Genomic DNA, 14,870 nt, shown 5'->3' on the forward strand with positions numbered 1-14,870 from the left:
GCCTCCTGCGCGTCCGGCGACCAGGTCCGCGCATCCCCCACCAGATCACTCACACACTGTCAACGAGCCTGAACTCAAAGCGTTTCGGATCAATATAGGGGCCGATCCCCGGTTTCCGAAACCGGGGATCGTACGGATGATCGTTCCTCCACCGGAACCGCCCCGACCTCTATTTGAAAGGTTGATACCGGCCCCGGCGAAACAGCCGTCACAGCACCAGCGGACGCCCGCCCCTCACCTACGCTGCGGGTTCGAGCCTCGACGGTTGTGGCGCCAGCGCCCCCGGCCGGCCGCAGACCCCCGAGAGGAACCCGACGCCTCGCAGTGAGGGGGTCATCAACTGCACTCGCAGCAGAGCTTGTTCTCCGTGTGCGAATGCGGCGACCTTTCGCTGGACTTTTCCGCCACCCCTCATATGGTCGTCGTCCCCGCCATTCCTCCGCCCAGGGGAGCGTGACCGACCTGCTTCATTCACCGACTCGCCACATCGGCCTTCTGCGCCGCTGCAAGGACCTCATGTCTTCCCAGGAATCCGCCAAGAGCGGACGAGATGTTTCGCCCGATCTGATCGCCGGCAAGTGGCTCACGACCGATGAGTTCGCAGGCATCTTGAACGTCGATCCCTCCACGCTTCGTCGCTGGCGCACAGCGCGCCCCCCGCAAGGGCCGCCGTTCGTCCGCATGTCCGATCGCATCACCCTCTATAGCGCCACGGACGTCGAACTCTGGCTGCGCAGCCGCCGTGTCGAGCCCGAGCAGGCAGCCTGACATGGCCATAGCGTCCGCCGCGGCCGCCGCCATCGAGACCATCCCCATCGGCGTCCGCCTGAAGACCGACGTCGAGTACCGCCCCGATCGTCCCTCTCCCTACCGGGCGCGTGTGCGCTGGTGGGACCCCGAGACCAAGTCCCGCAAGTCCCTCTCCACCGCCAAGGAGAGCGAAGACGAAGCCCAGGAGTGGCTCACCGGCCTCATCGAAGCAGCCGAGGCCGGTATCAACCCGTCGCTCGCCACGATGCCGTTGGCCGACTACGGCACCGCGAACATGCAACTCGCCCTACGCGGCCTCGAATTGAAAACCCGCGACCCGTACCTCTCAGGGTGGAAGCTCCGCGTGGTGCCCGCACTCGGGCACCTGCCGGTTCGGATGATCACCAACGGTGCGGTCGATCGTACCGTTCAGAACTGGATCGCCGACGAGCACGGCCGGTCAACGGTCAAGAACAGCCTCGCCGTCCTCGTCCGCGTCATGGAGCAGGCAGTCCGCGACGGCATCATCAAGATCAACCCGGCTCGGGTGACGGGCTGGCAGAAGCTCTACAAGCAGGCCGAGGACGAGCTCCTCAATCCACGCGCGCTGGCACTGCCCGACTGGCAGGCGCTCATCCAGCTCGCCGACGCCCTTGTCGCGGCCTCCTACGGCGAATACCGAGGCTGGGGCAATGTCGTCGTCTTCGCCGCGTGCACCGCCGCACGCATCGGTGAGGTCTCCGGATGCCGAGTCGGGGACATCGACACCACGAACTGGATCTGGACCGTCCGCCGGCAGACGACCCCAGCCCCCGGCGGTCTGGTCGACAAGGGAACCAAGGGCAAGCGCGCCCGCCAGGTGCCCATCATCGAGGAGATCCGGCCACTCGTCGCCCAGCGCGTCCTCGCCGCCGGCCCCGATCCCGACGCCCGCCTCTTCACGGGGCCACGCGGGGGCCGCATCTCCACCGCCGTACTGCGCGACGCCACCCACTGGGACAACGTCGTCAGCAAGCTCGGGTATGAACACCTCCGCCGCCACGACCTCCGCCACACCGGACTCACCTGGTTCGCCGACGCCGGCGTCCCGGTGCACGTCCTGCGCAAGATCGCCGGACACGGGTCGCTCACCACCACCCAGCGATACCTGCATCCCGACGTCCGCCAGATCACCGCCGCCGGCGCCGCACTGACCGCCCACCTCAGCGTGCTCCGCGCACCCCGGTCCCTGCCGAGCCCGATCGTCGTGGCCCGCTGACGCGGTCAAGGCGGGTTGGTCCCCAAGTGGTCCCCAAAAACGAGTCAGGGGCCGTTTCAGATTGCTCTGAAACGGCCCCTGATCTGCGACTCTTTCGAGTCGGGACGACAGGATTTGAACCTGCGACCCCTTGACCCCCAGTCAAGTGCGCTACCAAGCTGCGCCACGTCCCGATGCGCGTCTCCGTGGGGTTGCTCCCTCGGTGGCGTGCAGGGGAAACATTACCTCACTCCGGCGGGCGGAATGACACACGGGCTGTCACCGGGTCCTGGAGGAGGAGAATCGCGCCGCGCGCGGTGGCCAGGGCCTTCGCTTCCGCGAGGGTTTCCGCGGAGCCTGTCGCGGGGGTGAGCAGGCCCCGGGGCGGTGGCGGTGCCGTGCAGCGGAGGACTCCCCGAGGACGGTGGGGGTGTACGAGTGACCGGCACGGAGCGATTGCCCGCTCCACCCCCTCGGACCGGGCAATCGCCGGGCCGACGAGCCCGGGGGGGCGACAATGGGCGGGTGAACCGCACACCGAGTGGCCGGGGCAGGGACCGCGACGAGGAGGGGCGGGCGCGGAGCGCGCGCCCGCGTGACGGTCTCGGCCGGCCGCTGCCGTACGGGGCGGAGGGCGTGCCCCGCCAGCCCGAGGGGGTGGTGCGCGCCCCCGACGAGACCTTGCGCGAGGCGCAGCGGCTGCTCGACGCCGGGATGCCGTTCCACGCGCACGAGGTCTTCGAGGACGCCTGGAAGTCCGGCCCCGCGTCCGAACGGGACCTGTGGCAGGGCCTGGCGCAGCTCTGCGTGGGCCTGACGCACGCCGCACGCGGCAACGGGCCGGGCGGGGCACGGCTGCTGCGCCGGGGTGCCGACCGTCTCGCGAGCGGCCCCGGCAGCACGGCGGCGGCACCCTACGGGATCGACACGGCCGGACTCGTGAGCTGGGCGCGCGCGTTGGCTTCGCGTACGGAGGGGGTGGGGCCGCCCGGGACCACCGAGGTCACCATGACCGCCGAGACCGGTGAGAGCGCCCACGCTCCGGCTTTCCCCGTCGACGCCGTCGCCGAAGCGCCCCTCCTGCGGGCCGGGCTCCGCTGACGGTTGCGCCTCGGCGCCCCTGAGCCACCCCGGCGCGGTCACTCCCCCGGCGCCTCCAGCTCGCGTCGCAGTACCGACGTGTGGCTGACCGACGGGTCCTTCGCCGCGGTCAGGAGCGTGATCGTCCCCTTCCGCGCGAGTTCCCGCAGCCGGCCGAGCGCCGCCGCCGCGTCCGGGGCCGTCAGCTCGGCCTCGTACCGCCGGGAGAACTCCTCGTACTCGCCCTCGGGTCCGTGGTACCAGCGGCGGAGTTCCGTCGAGGGGGTGAGCGCCTTCGGCCACTCGTCGATGTGGGCGTCGGTCCTGGCGAGTCCGCGCGGCCAGAGCCGGTCGACGAGGACCCGTACGCCGTCCTCGGGAGACGGGGTCTCGTAGATGCGGCGGACGCGGACGTCAGGGCTGTGTGCGGGCATGGTCCCAGGGTGCGGGACGGCCCCCGCCCTCACCCCTCGACGCGCAGCGCCGGAAGGAGGACGGCGTCGACGAAGGTCCGCATGGTCGAGACGTCCGCGAAGCGTTCCTCGAAGAGTCGCTCGACGCGGAGCATGCCCATGAAGCAGGGGGCGACGAAGCCGATGGCGGGGTTGTCCGCGTCGACCTCGCCGCGCTCGACCGCGCGCGCCACGACCGCGTCGATCGCGGCGATCTCGGGCGCGATGACGGTCTCGCGGAGCGCGGCCCGCAGGTCGGGGTGCTGGATGAAGGCCTGGGCGACCGCCTCCATCAGCTCGGCGTCGCGTTCGCGGTGGGAGGCGGCGATGCGGCCCGCCTCACGCAGGTCGCCGGCCAGCGTGCCGGTGTCGATTCCGGCGAAGACGGTGCAGCGCCGCCGGGCGAGCGCGGCGGTGACGAGCTGGGGCTTGGTGCCCCACTGCCGGTAGAGGGTGGCCTTGCCGCACTTGGTCCGGGCGGCGACGCCCTCCATGGTCACCGAGTCGTAGCCGCCCTCGCGCAGGAGGCAGAGCACGGCGTCGTACAGCTCCGTCTCGCGCTCCGGTGTGATCTTGCTGCGGCGGGCTGCCGTGGTCGCGGCCTCTGTGGACATCGATCCCTCCCGGACACCTCTGTCTCTGCACATACGAGAGTAGGGGGTGCACAATCGAGACGCAAACGTATCGAGACGCTTGCGTCTCGATGAATTCGGATCTAGGCTCACTCCGTTTGTTGGCGATTTGACGGATTAGAGGGCCGCACGATGGCTGGCGGGATACGCGGGATACGAGGACCACGTCCTGCAGGACCGGGGCTGACGCCTACCCCCGGCCCGGGCGAGGGGGACCGCGGCAAGAGCGCCCGGCCGCCCCTGCCGCGCGAGCTGGTCCTCGTCACCGCGCTCTTCCTCGTCTACAAGTTCGGCCGGCTCTTCGCCAACGGCCACGAGGCCCTCGCCTTCCGGAACGCCGACCGCGTCTGGGACGCCGAACGCGCGCTCCACCTGCCCAGCGAGGCCGCCGTCCAGCAGCTCCTGCTGCACGGGGAGCCCCTGGTCCGGGCCGCGAACACCTACTACGCGGCCGTGCACTTCCCGGCCACCATCGCCTTCCTCGTCTGGCTCTACCTGCGCCGCCCCGCCCACTACGTGTGGTCGCGCCGGGTGCTCACCCTCGTCACCGGCGCCGCGCTCGCCCTGCATCTACTGATGCCGCTCGCGCCGCCCCGGATGCTCGCCGCCGACGGGCTCATCGACACCGCCCGTGTCTACGGGCCCTCCGTCTACGGGGCGACCCCGGAGACCGACTCGATGGCGAACCAGTTCGCCGCCATGCCCTCGCTGCACTTCGGCTGGGCCCTGATGGTCGCGATCGGCCTCATCGCCGCCACCCGGTCGCGCTGGCGCGCGCTGTGGCTGCTGCACCCGCTCCTCACCCTGCTCGTCATCGTCGGCACCGCCAACCACTACTGGTTCGACGCGATCGCCGCCTCCGCGCTGCTCGGCCTCGCTCTGCTCGCCGTCCGCGCCCCCGGTCGCCGCACGGCGCCACCACCCCTACCCCGCGCCCTCGGCACGGCCCCTCTCCCGGTCGGAGCCCTCCGATGAACCCCGCCGCCGGCACCGTTCTCGCGGTGCTTCTCTCGCTCCTCTCCGCCGCCGGTTACGCGCTCGCCGCCGTCGCGCAGTCCCGGCTCGCCGCCGCCACCCCCGTCCAGGACGGGCGCGGCGCCCTGCGCGCGCTGCTCGCCCGGGGCCGGTGGTGGGCGGCCGTCGGCCTGAACGCCGCCGGTGCCCTCGCCCACGTCGTCGCCCTGCACTACGGGCCGCTGACCCTGGTCCAGCCGCTCGGCGCGCTGACCCTGGTGGCGGCGCTGCCCCTCGGCGCGTACGCCGCACGGCGGCGGGTGACCCGTACCGAGTGGCGCGGGGCGCTGTGGACCCTCGGCGGGCTCGTCGGACTGGTCGCGGTGACCGGGCCCACCGCGCCCGGCGAGGCGCTCACCCTCACCGAGGCCCTCGTCGTCGCCGCGGCGACGGCACTCCTGATCGCCGCACTGGCCTCCGGCCGCCACGGCACCACCGCCGGCCGGCCCCGGCGCGGGCTCGGGCACGCCACGGCCTCTGGCATAGCCTCCGGCGTCGCCTCCGCGCTCACCCAGACCCTGACGGCGGCGCTCGCGCTCGAACTGCCGGGCAGCGAGCCGCGCTGGTGGCAGACCGCGCTGCTCGCGGTCCTCATCTCGGGCTTCGCGACGGGCGGCCTGCTGCTCTCGCAGGCCGCCTACCGGGGCGGGCTCGCCGCCCCCCTCGCCGTGGTCAACCTCTCCAACCCGGCGGCGGCCGCAGTGATCGGCGTGGCCCTGCTCGGCGAGACCTTCCGCGCGGGCGCCTGGGGCTGGGCCGTCGCGGCCACCGCATCGCTCGTGGCGGCCCGGGGTGTGGTCCTGCTGACGAAGGGCGGGCCCACCGAGGCGGGAGCCGGAGAGATCGCGCCGACGGCGGCTTCGGCACCTGAGCCGGTGCCGGTGCCGGTGCCGGTGCCGGTGCCGCCGAGTGTGCCCGCATCCGTACCCGCGCCGGCCGCCGCGCCCGCCCTCGCGAAATCCGGCTCCACGCGCGCGCGTACCCCTTGGGAGGTCCGGCCGGTTCCGGCCGCCCGCGCGACCGGTCCCGCCGTCACCGGCCGGTCCGCCACCGACCGAACGGTCATCAACCAGAGCGTCATCGATCGAACCGCCGGAGACCGACCGGGCGGGGACCGGACCTCCGGCGACCGCGCGGCCACCGGTCTCACACTCCCCGACGCCGGTCTCGCCCTTCCTGACGCCGGACCCGCCCCCGCGCCGGTCGCCGGTTGAGGGCAGGCAACCCCGTAACCCACCCATCCACCCGACCGCCCCCGCGACCTTGAATGCGTCATCTTGACGACAAGTCCTCACGCCCCCTATCGTCAACATGACGACAAGGGGGCTTTCCCATGGCAGACATCACCCGGCGGGCCGGCTGGCGCCACCTGCGCTCCGCGCCCACCGCCCACATCCGCCACCAGCGCGGCGGCCGGCTCGTGCACGACGGCGAAGGCCTGAGCTTCTGGTTCCGGCCGCGCACCGCCGCGCTCTCCGAGGTCCCGGTGAACGACCGCGAACTGGCGATGGCCTTCCACGCCCGTACCGCCGACTTCCAGGACGTCAGCGTCCAGTCCACCGTCACGTACCGGATCGGCGACCCGGCTGCCGCCGCCACCCGGCTCGACTTCTCCATCGATCCCGACACGGGCGCGTGGCGCGGCACCCCGCTGGAGCAGATCGCCACCCTCCTCACCGAGACCGCCCAGCAGCACGCCCTCGACGTCCTCGCCCGCACCACGCTCGCCGAGGCGCTGGTCGACGGCGTCGCGGCCGTACGGGACCGCGTCACGGCCGGACTCGGGGCCGAGCCGCGCCTGCCGGCCACCGGCATCGAGGTCGTCGCCGTCCGGGTCGTCGCACTCCGCCCGGAACCGGAGGTGGAGCGCGCCCTGCGCACCCCCGCCCGCGAGCAGATCCAGCAGGAGGCCGACCGGGCCACGTACGAGCGTCGCGCCGTCGCCGTCGAACGCGAACGCGCCATCGCCGAGAACGAACTCGCCAGCAAGATCGAGCTGGCCCGGCAGGAGGAACGGCTCGTCGAGCAGCGCGGTACCAATGCCCGCCGCGAGGCCGAGGAGAACGCCGCCGCCGACGCGGTGCGCGCCGAGGCCGAGGCCGTACGAAAGGTCCGCCTGGCGCGGGCCGAGGCCGAGGCGGCGCGCGAGATCGGCGAGGCGCGCGCCGGAGCGCAGTCCGAGTGGCTGCGGGCGCACGGGGAGGTGGAACCCGCCACACTGCACGCGCTCGCCGTGAACAGCGCGGCCGAGAACCTGCCCCGGATCGAGCACCTGACGCTCTCGCCCGACGTGCTGACCGGGCTGCTCGCCAGGCTGGGCGAGGGCGGGGCGCGGTCGTGAGCCTGGCACCGCGCGCGGTCCTCGTGCACCGGACCACGGAGTACGAGGAGCTGCTCGCCCGGCACGGTACGCACGGCCAGGCCGCGTTCTTCCTCGCCGCGCGCGGTCGCTCGGTCGACGCCGTGCGCGAGCGGCACGAGCACGCCCACCGGGCGCTGGCCGAGGTGGCGGGCGCGGTGCCGCTGACATGGCGGCAGACCCGGGTGGAACGCGCCGACCTGGACCGGTTCCTGTTCGGCCCCGAGGACGTGGTCGTCGTGGTCGGACAGGACGGCCTGGTCGCCAACGCGGCGAAGTACCTGACCGGGCAGCCCGTCATCGGGATCGACGCCGACCCCGGGCGGAATCCGGGCGTCCTGGTCCGCCACCGCGCGGACCGGGCACGCCGGCTGCTGCCGTACGCGGTCGCGGCGGGCGCGACGGTCGACGAGCTGACGATGGTGGAGGCCGAGACCGACGACGCGCAGCGGCTCCTCGCCCTCAACGAGATCTACGTGGGTCCGCGCGGCCACCAGACGGCGCGCTACACGCTGGAGGTGGATGCGACGGAGGCCGCGCCCGAGCCCCAGGCCTCGTCCGGTGTCCTCGTCGGCACCGGCACCGGGGCGACCGGCTGGCTCAGGTCGCTGTGGGAGCAGCGTTCCAGCGCGCTGGCGCTGCCCGCGCCGACGGACGCCCGGCTCGCCTGGTTCGTCCGCGAGGCCTGGCCGTCACCGACGACCGGGACCACCCGCGTGGAGGGGCTGCTCGACCGGGAGCAGGGGCTGCGTCTCACCGTCGAGTCGGACCGTCTGGTCGCGTTCGGCGACGGCGTCGAGTCGGACGCGCTGGAACTGACCTGGGGTCAGACCGTCCGCCTCACCGTGGCGGGGACACGACTGCGCCTGGTGCACTGAGGCGCTGTGGCGCACTCGGGGCGCTGCCGGAGCGGGCCCCCGCTCGTACGTCCCGAGCCCACGCCCGTACGCCGTGGACCGACCGTACGCCCCCACCCGCGACCGCGGCCGGAATCGATCGGCGCCGGGCCGGCGCCCTCCCGGGCGGCGCTATGCTCGGCGCGCTTTGTCCGGTTTCCGTCCGGCCGGACAACCGCCCGCCCGCTCCCGGCTGTCGAAGGAACCCCATGGCCTCCGTCCCCTCCGGCTCGTTGTCCGTCTCCCGCGCCACGGCGCGGGAGTGGGAACTCGTCCGTTCCTGGGCGGCCGAGGAGGGGTGGAACCCGGGGCTCTCCGACGCCCCCGCGTTCTTCGCGCAGGACCCCCGGGGCTTCTTCCTCGGCCGGGTGGACGGTGAGCCGGTCTCGGCCATCTCGGTCGTCACCTACGACGACGCGTACGCCTTCCTCGGCTTCTACCTCGTACGCCCCGAGCTCCGTGGACTCGGTCACGGCCTGGCCACCTGGCGCGCCGCCCTCGCCCACGCGGGCGGCCGGTCCGTGGGGCTCGACGGAGTCCCGGCGCAGCAGGACAACTACCGGCGCTCGGGCTTCACGACCGCGTACCGGACGGCACGTTACGTGGGCGGGATCCCTGCCCCCGACGGCCCGGCGGCCGGGGTGGTGGGCGCCGGGCAGGTCGATCCGGCCGTCCTCGCCGCGTACGACAGCGCCTGCCACCACGCCGACCGGCCGCGGTTCCTCTCCGCGTGGCTGACGACGCCGGGACACCGTGCGCTGGTACGGGTGGTCGACGGGCGCCCGACGGGGTACGGGGTGGTCCGCCCGGCGCAGGACGAGGCGCGGATCGGACCGTTGTTCGCGGACACGCCGGCCGACGCGGCGGTGCTGCTCGACGCGCTCGCCGGCGAGGCGCGGGCCTTCGGAGCGGACCGGATCGCGGTCGACATGCCGGAGTCGAATCCGGCGGCGGCGCGGCTGGCCGGGGACCGCGGACTCGAGCCGACGTTCGAGACGGCCCGGATGTACACGGGCCCGGTCCGTCCGGTGGCGCACGAGCGGGTCTTCGGCGTGACGACGCTCGAACTCGGCTGATCCGCCCGCCCTCTACGCACTCCCCGCACCTCCCCCTCACCGACCCCCCGCCACCCTCCGAGGGGTGACAAGGGTTTTCCCCGTATCGGGTTCACCCCCCCGTTCCCTACTGTCCTCCGCACCGGCAGATATCATCCCCCGACAGCACCCTGACAGGTGCATGCGGAGGGTGGTGTCCGCCGGTGACGGCCTTGACCCGGGCCGTCGCGCCGGTGGCGGCGCACGGGCCCCCCAAGCCCAGGGAACCCCGGACCGCGACCCCACTTCGCCCCGTGTCTCCCGCGCCGCCGCCACTGCTCCGCAGTTACGTCGTACTCGAAAGGGCCACACCTTGAACGGTTCCAGGCGGAGAGTCATATCCGTGGTCGCGAGCGCCGCGATCCTCGGTGCCGCTGCCACCACCTCCGGGGCGTTCGCCGCCCCGGGCGCTGCCACCCCGAAGCCGGCTCCGGCTTCGCAGACGATGCGGGCGCTTCCCAGCGCCCCCGTCGAGAAGGTCATCGTGACCTACAAGAGCCGGGCCGCCGAGGCCGGTTCCAACACCGCCGCGAAGAGCGACACGGCCGAGAAGGCGGCGAAGACGGGTGAGAAGCTCTCCTTCGAGCGCCGCCTGGCCGGCGGTGGCGCCCTGGTGAACCTGGGCGGCAGTGCCACCAAGCAGGACGTGGCGGAAGTCATGGACGCCTTCCGCGCCGACCCGTCCGTCGCCTCGGTCGAGCCCGACATCCGCGCCTACGCGATGGCGGTCACCCCGGACGACACCGACTACGCCAAGCAGTGGGACCTCTTCGAGCCCACCGGCGGCATGAACGTTCCTGCGGCCTGGGACAAGACGACCGGCTCCGGTGTCACCGTCGCCGTCATCGACACCGGCTACGCCGCCCACTCGGACCTGGCGACCAACATCGTCTCCGGTTACGACTTCATCTCGACCTCCGCCGACGCCCGCGACGGCAACGGCCGCGACGCGGACCCGAAGGACGAGGGCGACTGGAACGCCACCGCCGGGGAGTGCGGCACCGGCTCCACGGCCTCCAACTCCTCCTGGCACGGCACCCACGTGGCCGGCACCATCGCCGCCGTCACGAACAACACCAAGGGCATCGCGGGCATCGCGTACAACGCGAAGATCCAGCCCGTGCGCGTACTCGGCAAGTGCGGCGGCTCGTCCTCCGACATCGCCGACGCGATCACCTGGGCCTCCGGCGGCACCGTGCCGGGCGTCCCGGCCAACGCCAGCCCGGCCAAGGTCATCAACCTGAGCCTGGGCGGCGCCAGCTCGACCTGCCCGAGCGTCTACCAGACCGCCATCAACGGCGCCGTCTCGCGCGGTACCACCGTCGTCGTCGCCGCGGGCAACAGCAACGCCAACGCCTCCGGATTCACGCCCGCGAACTGCTCGAACGTCATCACCGTGGCGTCGACCAGCCGTGAGGGCAACCGGTCGTACTACTCCAACTACGGCACCCTCGTGGACGTGGCCGCGCCCGGCGGCGAGACCCGTCGCTCGACGGACACGCCCGGTACCGTCACCACCCCCGAGAACGGCATCTACTCCACGCTGAACTCGGGCGCGACGACCCAGTCGACGGAGACGTTCAAGCCCTACCAGGGCACCTCGATGGCCGCGCCGCACATCGCCGGCCTCGCCGCGCTCCTCAAGTCGGCCAAGAGCACGCTCACCCCGGCCGAGATCGAGTCCGCGATCAAGACCAACGCCCGTCCGCTGCCCGGCACCTGCACCGGCGGCTGCGGCACCGGCATCGCCGACTCCGCGAAGTCCGTGGAGGCGGTCCTCGGCACCACCCCGCCGACCGGGACCGTCTTCACCAACGCGACGAACGTGTCGATCCCCGACAACACCACCGTGTCGTCCTCGATCGCCGTCACCGGCCGCACCGGCAACGCTCCCGCCGCCCTCAAGGTCGGCGTGGACATCAAGCACACCTGGCGCGGGGACCTGGTCATCGACCTGATCGCCCCCGACGGCACGGTGCGCAACCTCAAGGCGTCCTCCTCCTCGGACGGCACCGACAACGTCCTGACCACGTACACGGTCGACGCGTCGAGCGAAGTCGCCAACGGCACCTGGAAGCTCCAGGTCCGCGATGTGGCCACGGGTGACACCGGCTACATCGACTCCTGGAGCCTCACCTTCTGACGCACCACCGCTCCACCGACGAACCACCCCCCACATCAGCATCATTGCTGGTCAGCGACGCGCTCGTGGTCTACATCACGGGCGCGTCCTGGCGTCTCGCGGGGCCTCGCGGCGGAGGCGTCCTGTCCGTATGCCGGACGTGGGGCCTGGACTCCGCGCGCGGGCTCCGTATTCTCTGCCCACGGGGCCCTCGGGCCGGGCCCGAGTGCGGCGGAGGTGGGGGACAGTGGCGACAGCGGCTCCGTACCTCACCCTGCGCCCCGGGGGCGCCGGAGTCACCCCTGCGCCGGTCGGCCGCGAGGAGCTTCTCGCCCGCCTCGAACGCGCCCTCCACACCCGGGGCCGCGCCCTGCTCACCGGACCCGCCGGGGTCGGCAAGACCGAACTCGCCCTCGCCGAGGCCACCCGCGCGGAGGCGCGCGGCGAGACCGTGCTGTGGCTCGCGACCCTGCCGTCCGACCGCGAGATACCCGGGGCGTCGGCCGCCGCGCTCGTCGCCTCGGTCGCGGCGACGGTGGTCCGGCCGGGCGGACCGGGCGGACCCCGGCCTGAGGCCTTCGCGGCCACCGGGGGCGCTGCGGCTTCCGGGGACGGTGCGGCTTCCCGGGTCTCCGGGGCTCCCGGAGTCCTCGAGCCCTCCGGTGTCTTCGACGAACTGCCCGGTCCGCAGCGCACCGCCGTCGCCATGCTCTGCCGCGAGGCACCGATCGACGCGGGGGGCTGGGACCCGATCGCGCTCCGGCTCGGCATCGCCCAGATCCTGCGCACGCTGACCCGCCGGGGGCCCGTACTCCTCGTCGTCGACGGAGTGCAGCACGTCGACCCGGACAGCGCGGACCTGCTGCGGTTCGCCTTCCACCTGGCACCGCCGGCCCTGCGGGTGGTGGCCGTCGAGACCCCCGAGCCGTACGCGGAGGCGGGCGAGCCGTACCGCGAGCCCCACCGCCACGAGGACCCGCACGCCGCCCATCTCTGGGTGCCGTCCGAGGCCGACGTGCTGCTCGTTCCCCCGCTGCACGCCGACGAGATCGCCGAGCTGCTCATCCACCACCGGCTGCCCTCCCGGATGGCGGGCCGCATCCACCGCGCCAGCGGCGGAAATCCACGGCTCGCGCTCGCCGTGGGCCGCTCCCTGGCCGACGCCCGGACCCCCGTGCACCACGCCGAGGCGCTGACGCTCTCCGGCCGCGCCCGCGACCTCGCCCGCCAGTTGCTCGGCGCCGCACCCCTCGCCGTACGCCAGACGCTGCTGCTCGCCGCACTCGCGCTGCGCCCCTCGGCGACCCTGGTACGGCGGGCCGGCCGGCCCAACGCCGAGGCGGACCTGGCGGCGGCCGAGCGGGCCGGTCTCGTCTCGCTCGCCGAGGACGGGTCGGTGACCTTCACCGCCGGTCTGCTGCCCTCCACCCTGGTACACGACGCCTGTTGGGCCGAGCGGAGCGCCGGGCACGCGGCCCTCGCGGAGGTCGTGGACGACACCGTGGAAGCGGTACGGCACCGGGCGCTCGCCACCGACAGCCCGGACGAGGACCTCGCCGCCGAGGTCGCCGCCGCCGCCGATCTGGCCCGGCGGCGCGGGAACAGCGCGCTCGCCGCCGAACTCGCCCTGCTCGCGGCCGAGTCGACCCCCGGCCGGCACGGGACGCGACGGATCACCCGGCTCGTCCACGCCGCCGAGGAGGCCGCGCGCGCGGCCCGGGCCGACCTCGCGATGCGGGCCGCCACCGATCTCCTCGCCCGGGACGCGGTCCCCTCCGACCGGGTCAGGGCGCGGCTCGCCGTGCTCGACACGGCCGGCCAGGGGCTCACCGGCCTCGACGAGATGTACGTCCACGCCATGGAGGACTCGGAGGGGGACACCGCGCTGCGGGCCGCCGTACAGCTGCGGCTCGCCGTCAAGTACGTCCTGGCGGAAGGCGATCCACAGCGCTCACGGACCGCCGCCGTCGAATCGGCCGCGCTCGCCGCCTCCATGGGCGATCCGCGCCTCGCCGCGCAGGCCCTGACCGTACAAGCGCGCATGGAGCGGGCCCTCGGATCCCCGGACGCCGAGGCGGTCCTCGCGCAGGCCCGCGCCCTGGAGTTGGCCGAGCGCCCGCTCGGAATCCGAAACGCCGCACAGATCCTGACAATCCGTCACGCTCTCTTCGACGACCGGCTCGCCGACGCCCGCGACGAACTCGGCGCGCTGCTCCCGCTGGTGCAGCGCCGCGGCGCCGTGGAGGACGCCATCGAGCTGTTCCGTACCCTCGCCGAGATCGAGTCCCGGATCGGCCCCTGCTCCGCCGCCCTCGCGCACGCCGGGCAGTCGCTCGCCCTCACCCTGGAGGCGGGCCTCTCCCCCGGCCCCGCCTGGTACGCGCTCGCGCTCGCCGAGACCGCCGGCGGCAGCTTCGCGCGGGCCGCGAGCTACGCCCGGCGGAGCGTCCAGGCCTCGGAGGAGGAGGGCGACCGGGTGTTCCTCTCCCGCAGCCGGTACGCGCTCGGCCGGGTCCAGCTCATCAACGGCGATGTCGCCGCGGCCCTGGAGACGCTCCGCCGCGTCCAGGCCGACGAGCGCGCCCAGTCGACCGTGGACCCCTCCATGCTGCGCTGGCACGAGGAACTCGCCGAGGCACTCCTCGCCAACGACGCCGGTGACGAGGCCCTGACCCTCCTCGACGAGGTGCGTCCGGTGGCCGCCCGGCTCGGTCGGTCCACGGTCCTGCTCGGCTGCGACCGCGCGTACGCCCTGTGTCTCGCGGCGGACGGCCGGACCGACGAGGCGGCGATCCTGCTCACCCGCACGGCCGAGCGGTTCGGCCAGGCCGGGCTTCCCCTGGAGCGGGGGCGGGCGCTGATCGCGCTCGCCCGGGTGGAGCGGCGCAGACGGCGCAGGTCGGCGGCGCAGAGCGCACTGCACGAGGCGGCGTCCCTGTTCGAGCGGGCGGGAGCGGCCCCGTGGCTCGCCCTCGCGAGCGAGGCACCTGCGAGCGCGGCGGGCGAGGGGCCCGGGAGCGGTTCCGGCGGGGAGGAGGCCCTGCCGGCGCTCTCCTCCCTGACGGAGGCGGAGCTGCGGCTCGCCCGGCTCGTGGGGCAGGGGGCGAGCAATCAGGAGGCGGCGGCGAAGCTGTATCTGAGCGTGAAGACGGTGGAGGCGCGGCTCACCCGGATCTACCAGAAGCTCGACGTCCGGTCGCGGGCGCAGCTGGCCATGGCGCTGCGGCCGTAGAG

General features: G+C 73.6%; 12 protein-coding genes and 1 tRNA gene. 10 read left to right on the forward strand and 3 right to left on the reverse strand.

The genetic code is table 11. From position 1 onward, the window contains the following. Positions 1–453 precede the first annotated feature (453 nt). Together ABT154_RS16855 and ABT154_RS16860 are read left to right on the forward strand one after the other, a co-directional pair. Positions 454–768, forward strand: coding sequence for a helix-turn-helix transcriptional regulator (locus ABT154_RS16855; protein WP_351857599.1), 315 nt, complete (start codon positions 454–456; stop codon positions 766–768). Between the two features lies 1 nt (position 769). Next, positions 770–2,008, forward strand: coding sequence for a tyrosine-type recombinase/integrase (locus tag ABT154_RS16860; protein WP_351857600.1), 1,239 nt, complete (start codon positions 770–772; stop codon positions 2,006–2,008). Between the two features lie 99 nt (positions 2,009–2,107). Here the strand turns inward: ABT154_RS16860 and ABT154_RS16865 are convergent. Further along, a tRNA-Pro gene (locus ABT154_RS16865) sits at positions 2,108–2,181 on the reverse strand. Between the two features lie 331 nt (positions 2,182–2,512). Between ABT154_RS16865 and ABT154_RS16870 the strand changes: the two genes are divergently transcribed. Then, positions 2,513–3,088 (forward strand): DUF309 domain-containing protein, encoded by a 576-nt coding sequence (locus tag ABT154_RS16870; protein WP_351857601.1) that lies wholly within the window; start codon positions 2,513–2,515, stop codon positions 3,086–3,088. Between the two features lie 38 nt (positions 3,089–3,126). Here ABT154_RS16870 and ABT154_RS16875 read toward each other — a convergent pair whose 3' ends face one another. Continuing rightward, the gene (locus ABT154_RS16875) at positions 3,127–3,501 is read right to left on the reverse strand and encodes a DUF488 domain-containing protein (RefSeq protein WP_351857602.1); all 375 of its coding nucleotides are present in this window, start codon (positions 3,499–3,501) and stop codon (positions 3,127–3,129) included. A 29-nt stretch (positions 3,502–3,530) separates the two neighbouring features. Continuing rightward, positions 3,531–4,133: a TetR/AcrR family transcriptional regulator gene (locus ABT154_RS16880; protein WP_351857603.1), complete on the reverse strand. Its 603-nt coding sequence runs from the start codon at positions 4,131–4,133 to the stop codon at positions 3,531–3,533. Positions 4,134–4,283: 150 nt separating this feature from the next. Here ABT154_RS16880 and ABT154_RS16885 point away from each other — a divergent pair, with 150 nt between their 5' ends. The 7 genes from ABT154_RS16885 to ABT154_RS16915 all read left to right on the forward strand — a co-directional run bounded on the left by ABT154_RS16885 (position 4,284) and on the right by ABT154_RS16915 (position 14,868). Further along, the gene (locus ABT154_RS16885) at positions 4,284–5,126 is read left to right on the forward strand and encodes a phosphatase PAP2 family protein (protein WP_351857604.1); all 843 of its coding nucleotides are present in this window, start codon (positions 4,284–4,286) and stop codon (positions 5,124–5,126) included. Beyond that, positions 5,123–6,379, forward strand: a complete 1,257-nt coding sequence (locus tag ABT154_RS16890) for a DMT family transporter (RefSeq protein WP_502969524.1) — start codon at positions 5,123–5,125, stop codon at positions 6,377–6,379. Before ABT154_RS16885 ends, ABT154_RS16890 begins: the two co-directional genes overlap by 4 nt. Before the next feature lie 119 nt (positions 6,380–6,498). Next, on the forward strand, positions 6,499–7,506 hold the full coding sequence (locus ABT154_RS16895) for an SPFH domain-containing protein (protein WP_351857605.1): 1,008 nt from the start codon (positions 6,499–6,501) through the stop codon (positions 7,504–7,506). After that, a complete protein-coding gene (locus tag ABT154_RS16900) occupies positions 7,503–8,402 on the forward strand; it encodes an NAD(+)/NADH kinase (protein ID WP_351857606.1) in 900 nt (299 codons plus the stop codon). Before ABT154_RS16895 ends, ABT154_RS16900 begins: the two co-directional genes overlap by 4 nt. A gap of 227 nt (positions 8,403–8,629) precedes the next feature. Next, positions 8,630–9,496, forward strand: coding sequence for a GNAT family N-acetyltransferase (locus tag ABT154_RS16905; RefSeq protein ID WP_351857607.1), 867 nt, complete (start codon positions 8,630–8,632; stop codon positions 9,494–9,496). A gap of 361 nt (positions 9,497–9,857) precedes the next feature. Beyond that, the gene (locus tag ABT154_RS16910) at positions 9,858–11,657 is read left to right on the forward strand and encodes a S8 family serine peptidase (RefSeq protein ID WP_502969525.1); all 1,800 of its coding nucleotides are present in this window, start codon (positions 9,858–9,860) and stop codon (positions 11,655–11,657) included. A gap of 226 nt (positions 11,658–11,883) precedes the next feature. After that, positions 11,884–14,868 carry a helix-turn-helix transcriptional regulator gene (locus ABT154_RS16915; protein WP_351857608.1) on the forward strand — a complete coding sequence of 995 codons (2,985 nt, stop codon included), beginning with the start codon at positions 11,884–11,886 and terminating at the stop codon, positions 14,866–14,868. The last annotated feature ends 2 nt before the right edge of the window (positions 14,869–14,870 follow it).

It is taken from the genome of Streptomyces sp. NPDC001728 (assembly GCF_040297565.1).
GTDB lineage: Bacteria > Actinomycetota > Actinomycetes > Streptomycetales > Streptomycetaceae > Streptomyces.

Coding starts and splice junctions, on each gene's coding strand:
- ABT154_RS16880 (WP_351857603.1), bottom strand. CDS start 4,133: ATGTCCACAGAGGCCGCGACCACGGCAGCCCGCCGCAGCAAGATCACA.
- ABT154_RS16895 (WP_351857605.1), top strand. CDS start 6,499: ATGGCAGACATCACCCGGCGGGCCGGCTGGCGCCACCTGCGCTCCGCG.
- ABT154_RS16860 (WP_351857600.1), top strand. CDS start 770: ATGGCCATAGCGTCCGCCGCGGCCGCCGCCATCGAGACCATCCCCATC.
- ABT154_RS16890 (WP_502969524.1), top strand. CDS start 5,123: ATGAACCCCGCCGCCGGCACCGTTCTCGCGGTGCTTCTCTCGCTCCTC.
- ABT154_RS16885 (WP_351857604.1), top strand. CDS start 4,284: ATGGCTGGCGGGATACGCGGGATACGAGGACCACGTCCTGCAGGACCG.
- ABT154_RS16905 (WP_351857607.1), top strand. CDS start 8,630: ATGGCCTCCGTCCCCTCCGGCTCGTTGTCCGTCTCCCGCGCCACGGCG.
- ABT154_RS16875 (WP_351857602.1), bottom strand. CDS start 3,501: ATGCCCGCACACAGCCCTGACGTCCGCGTCCGCCGCATCTACGAGACC.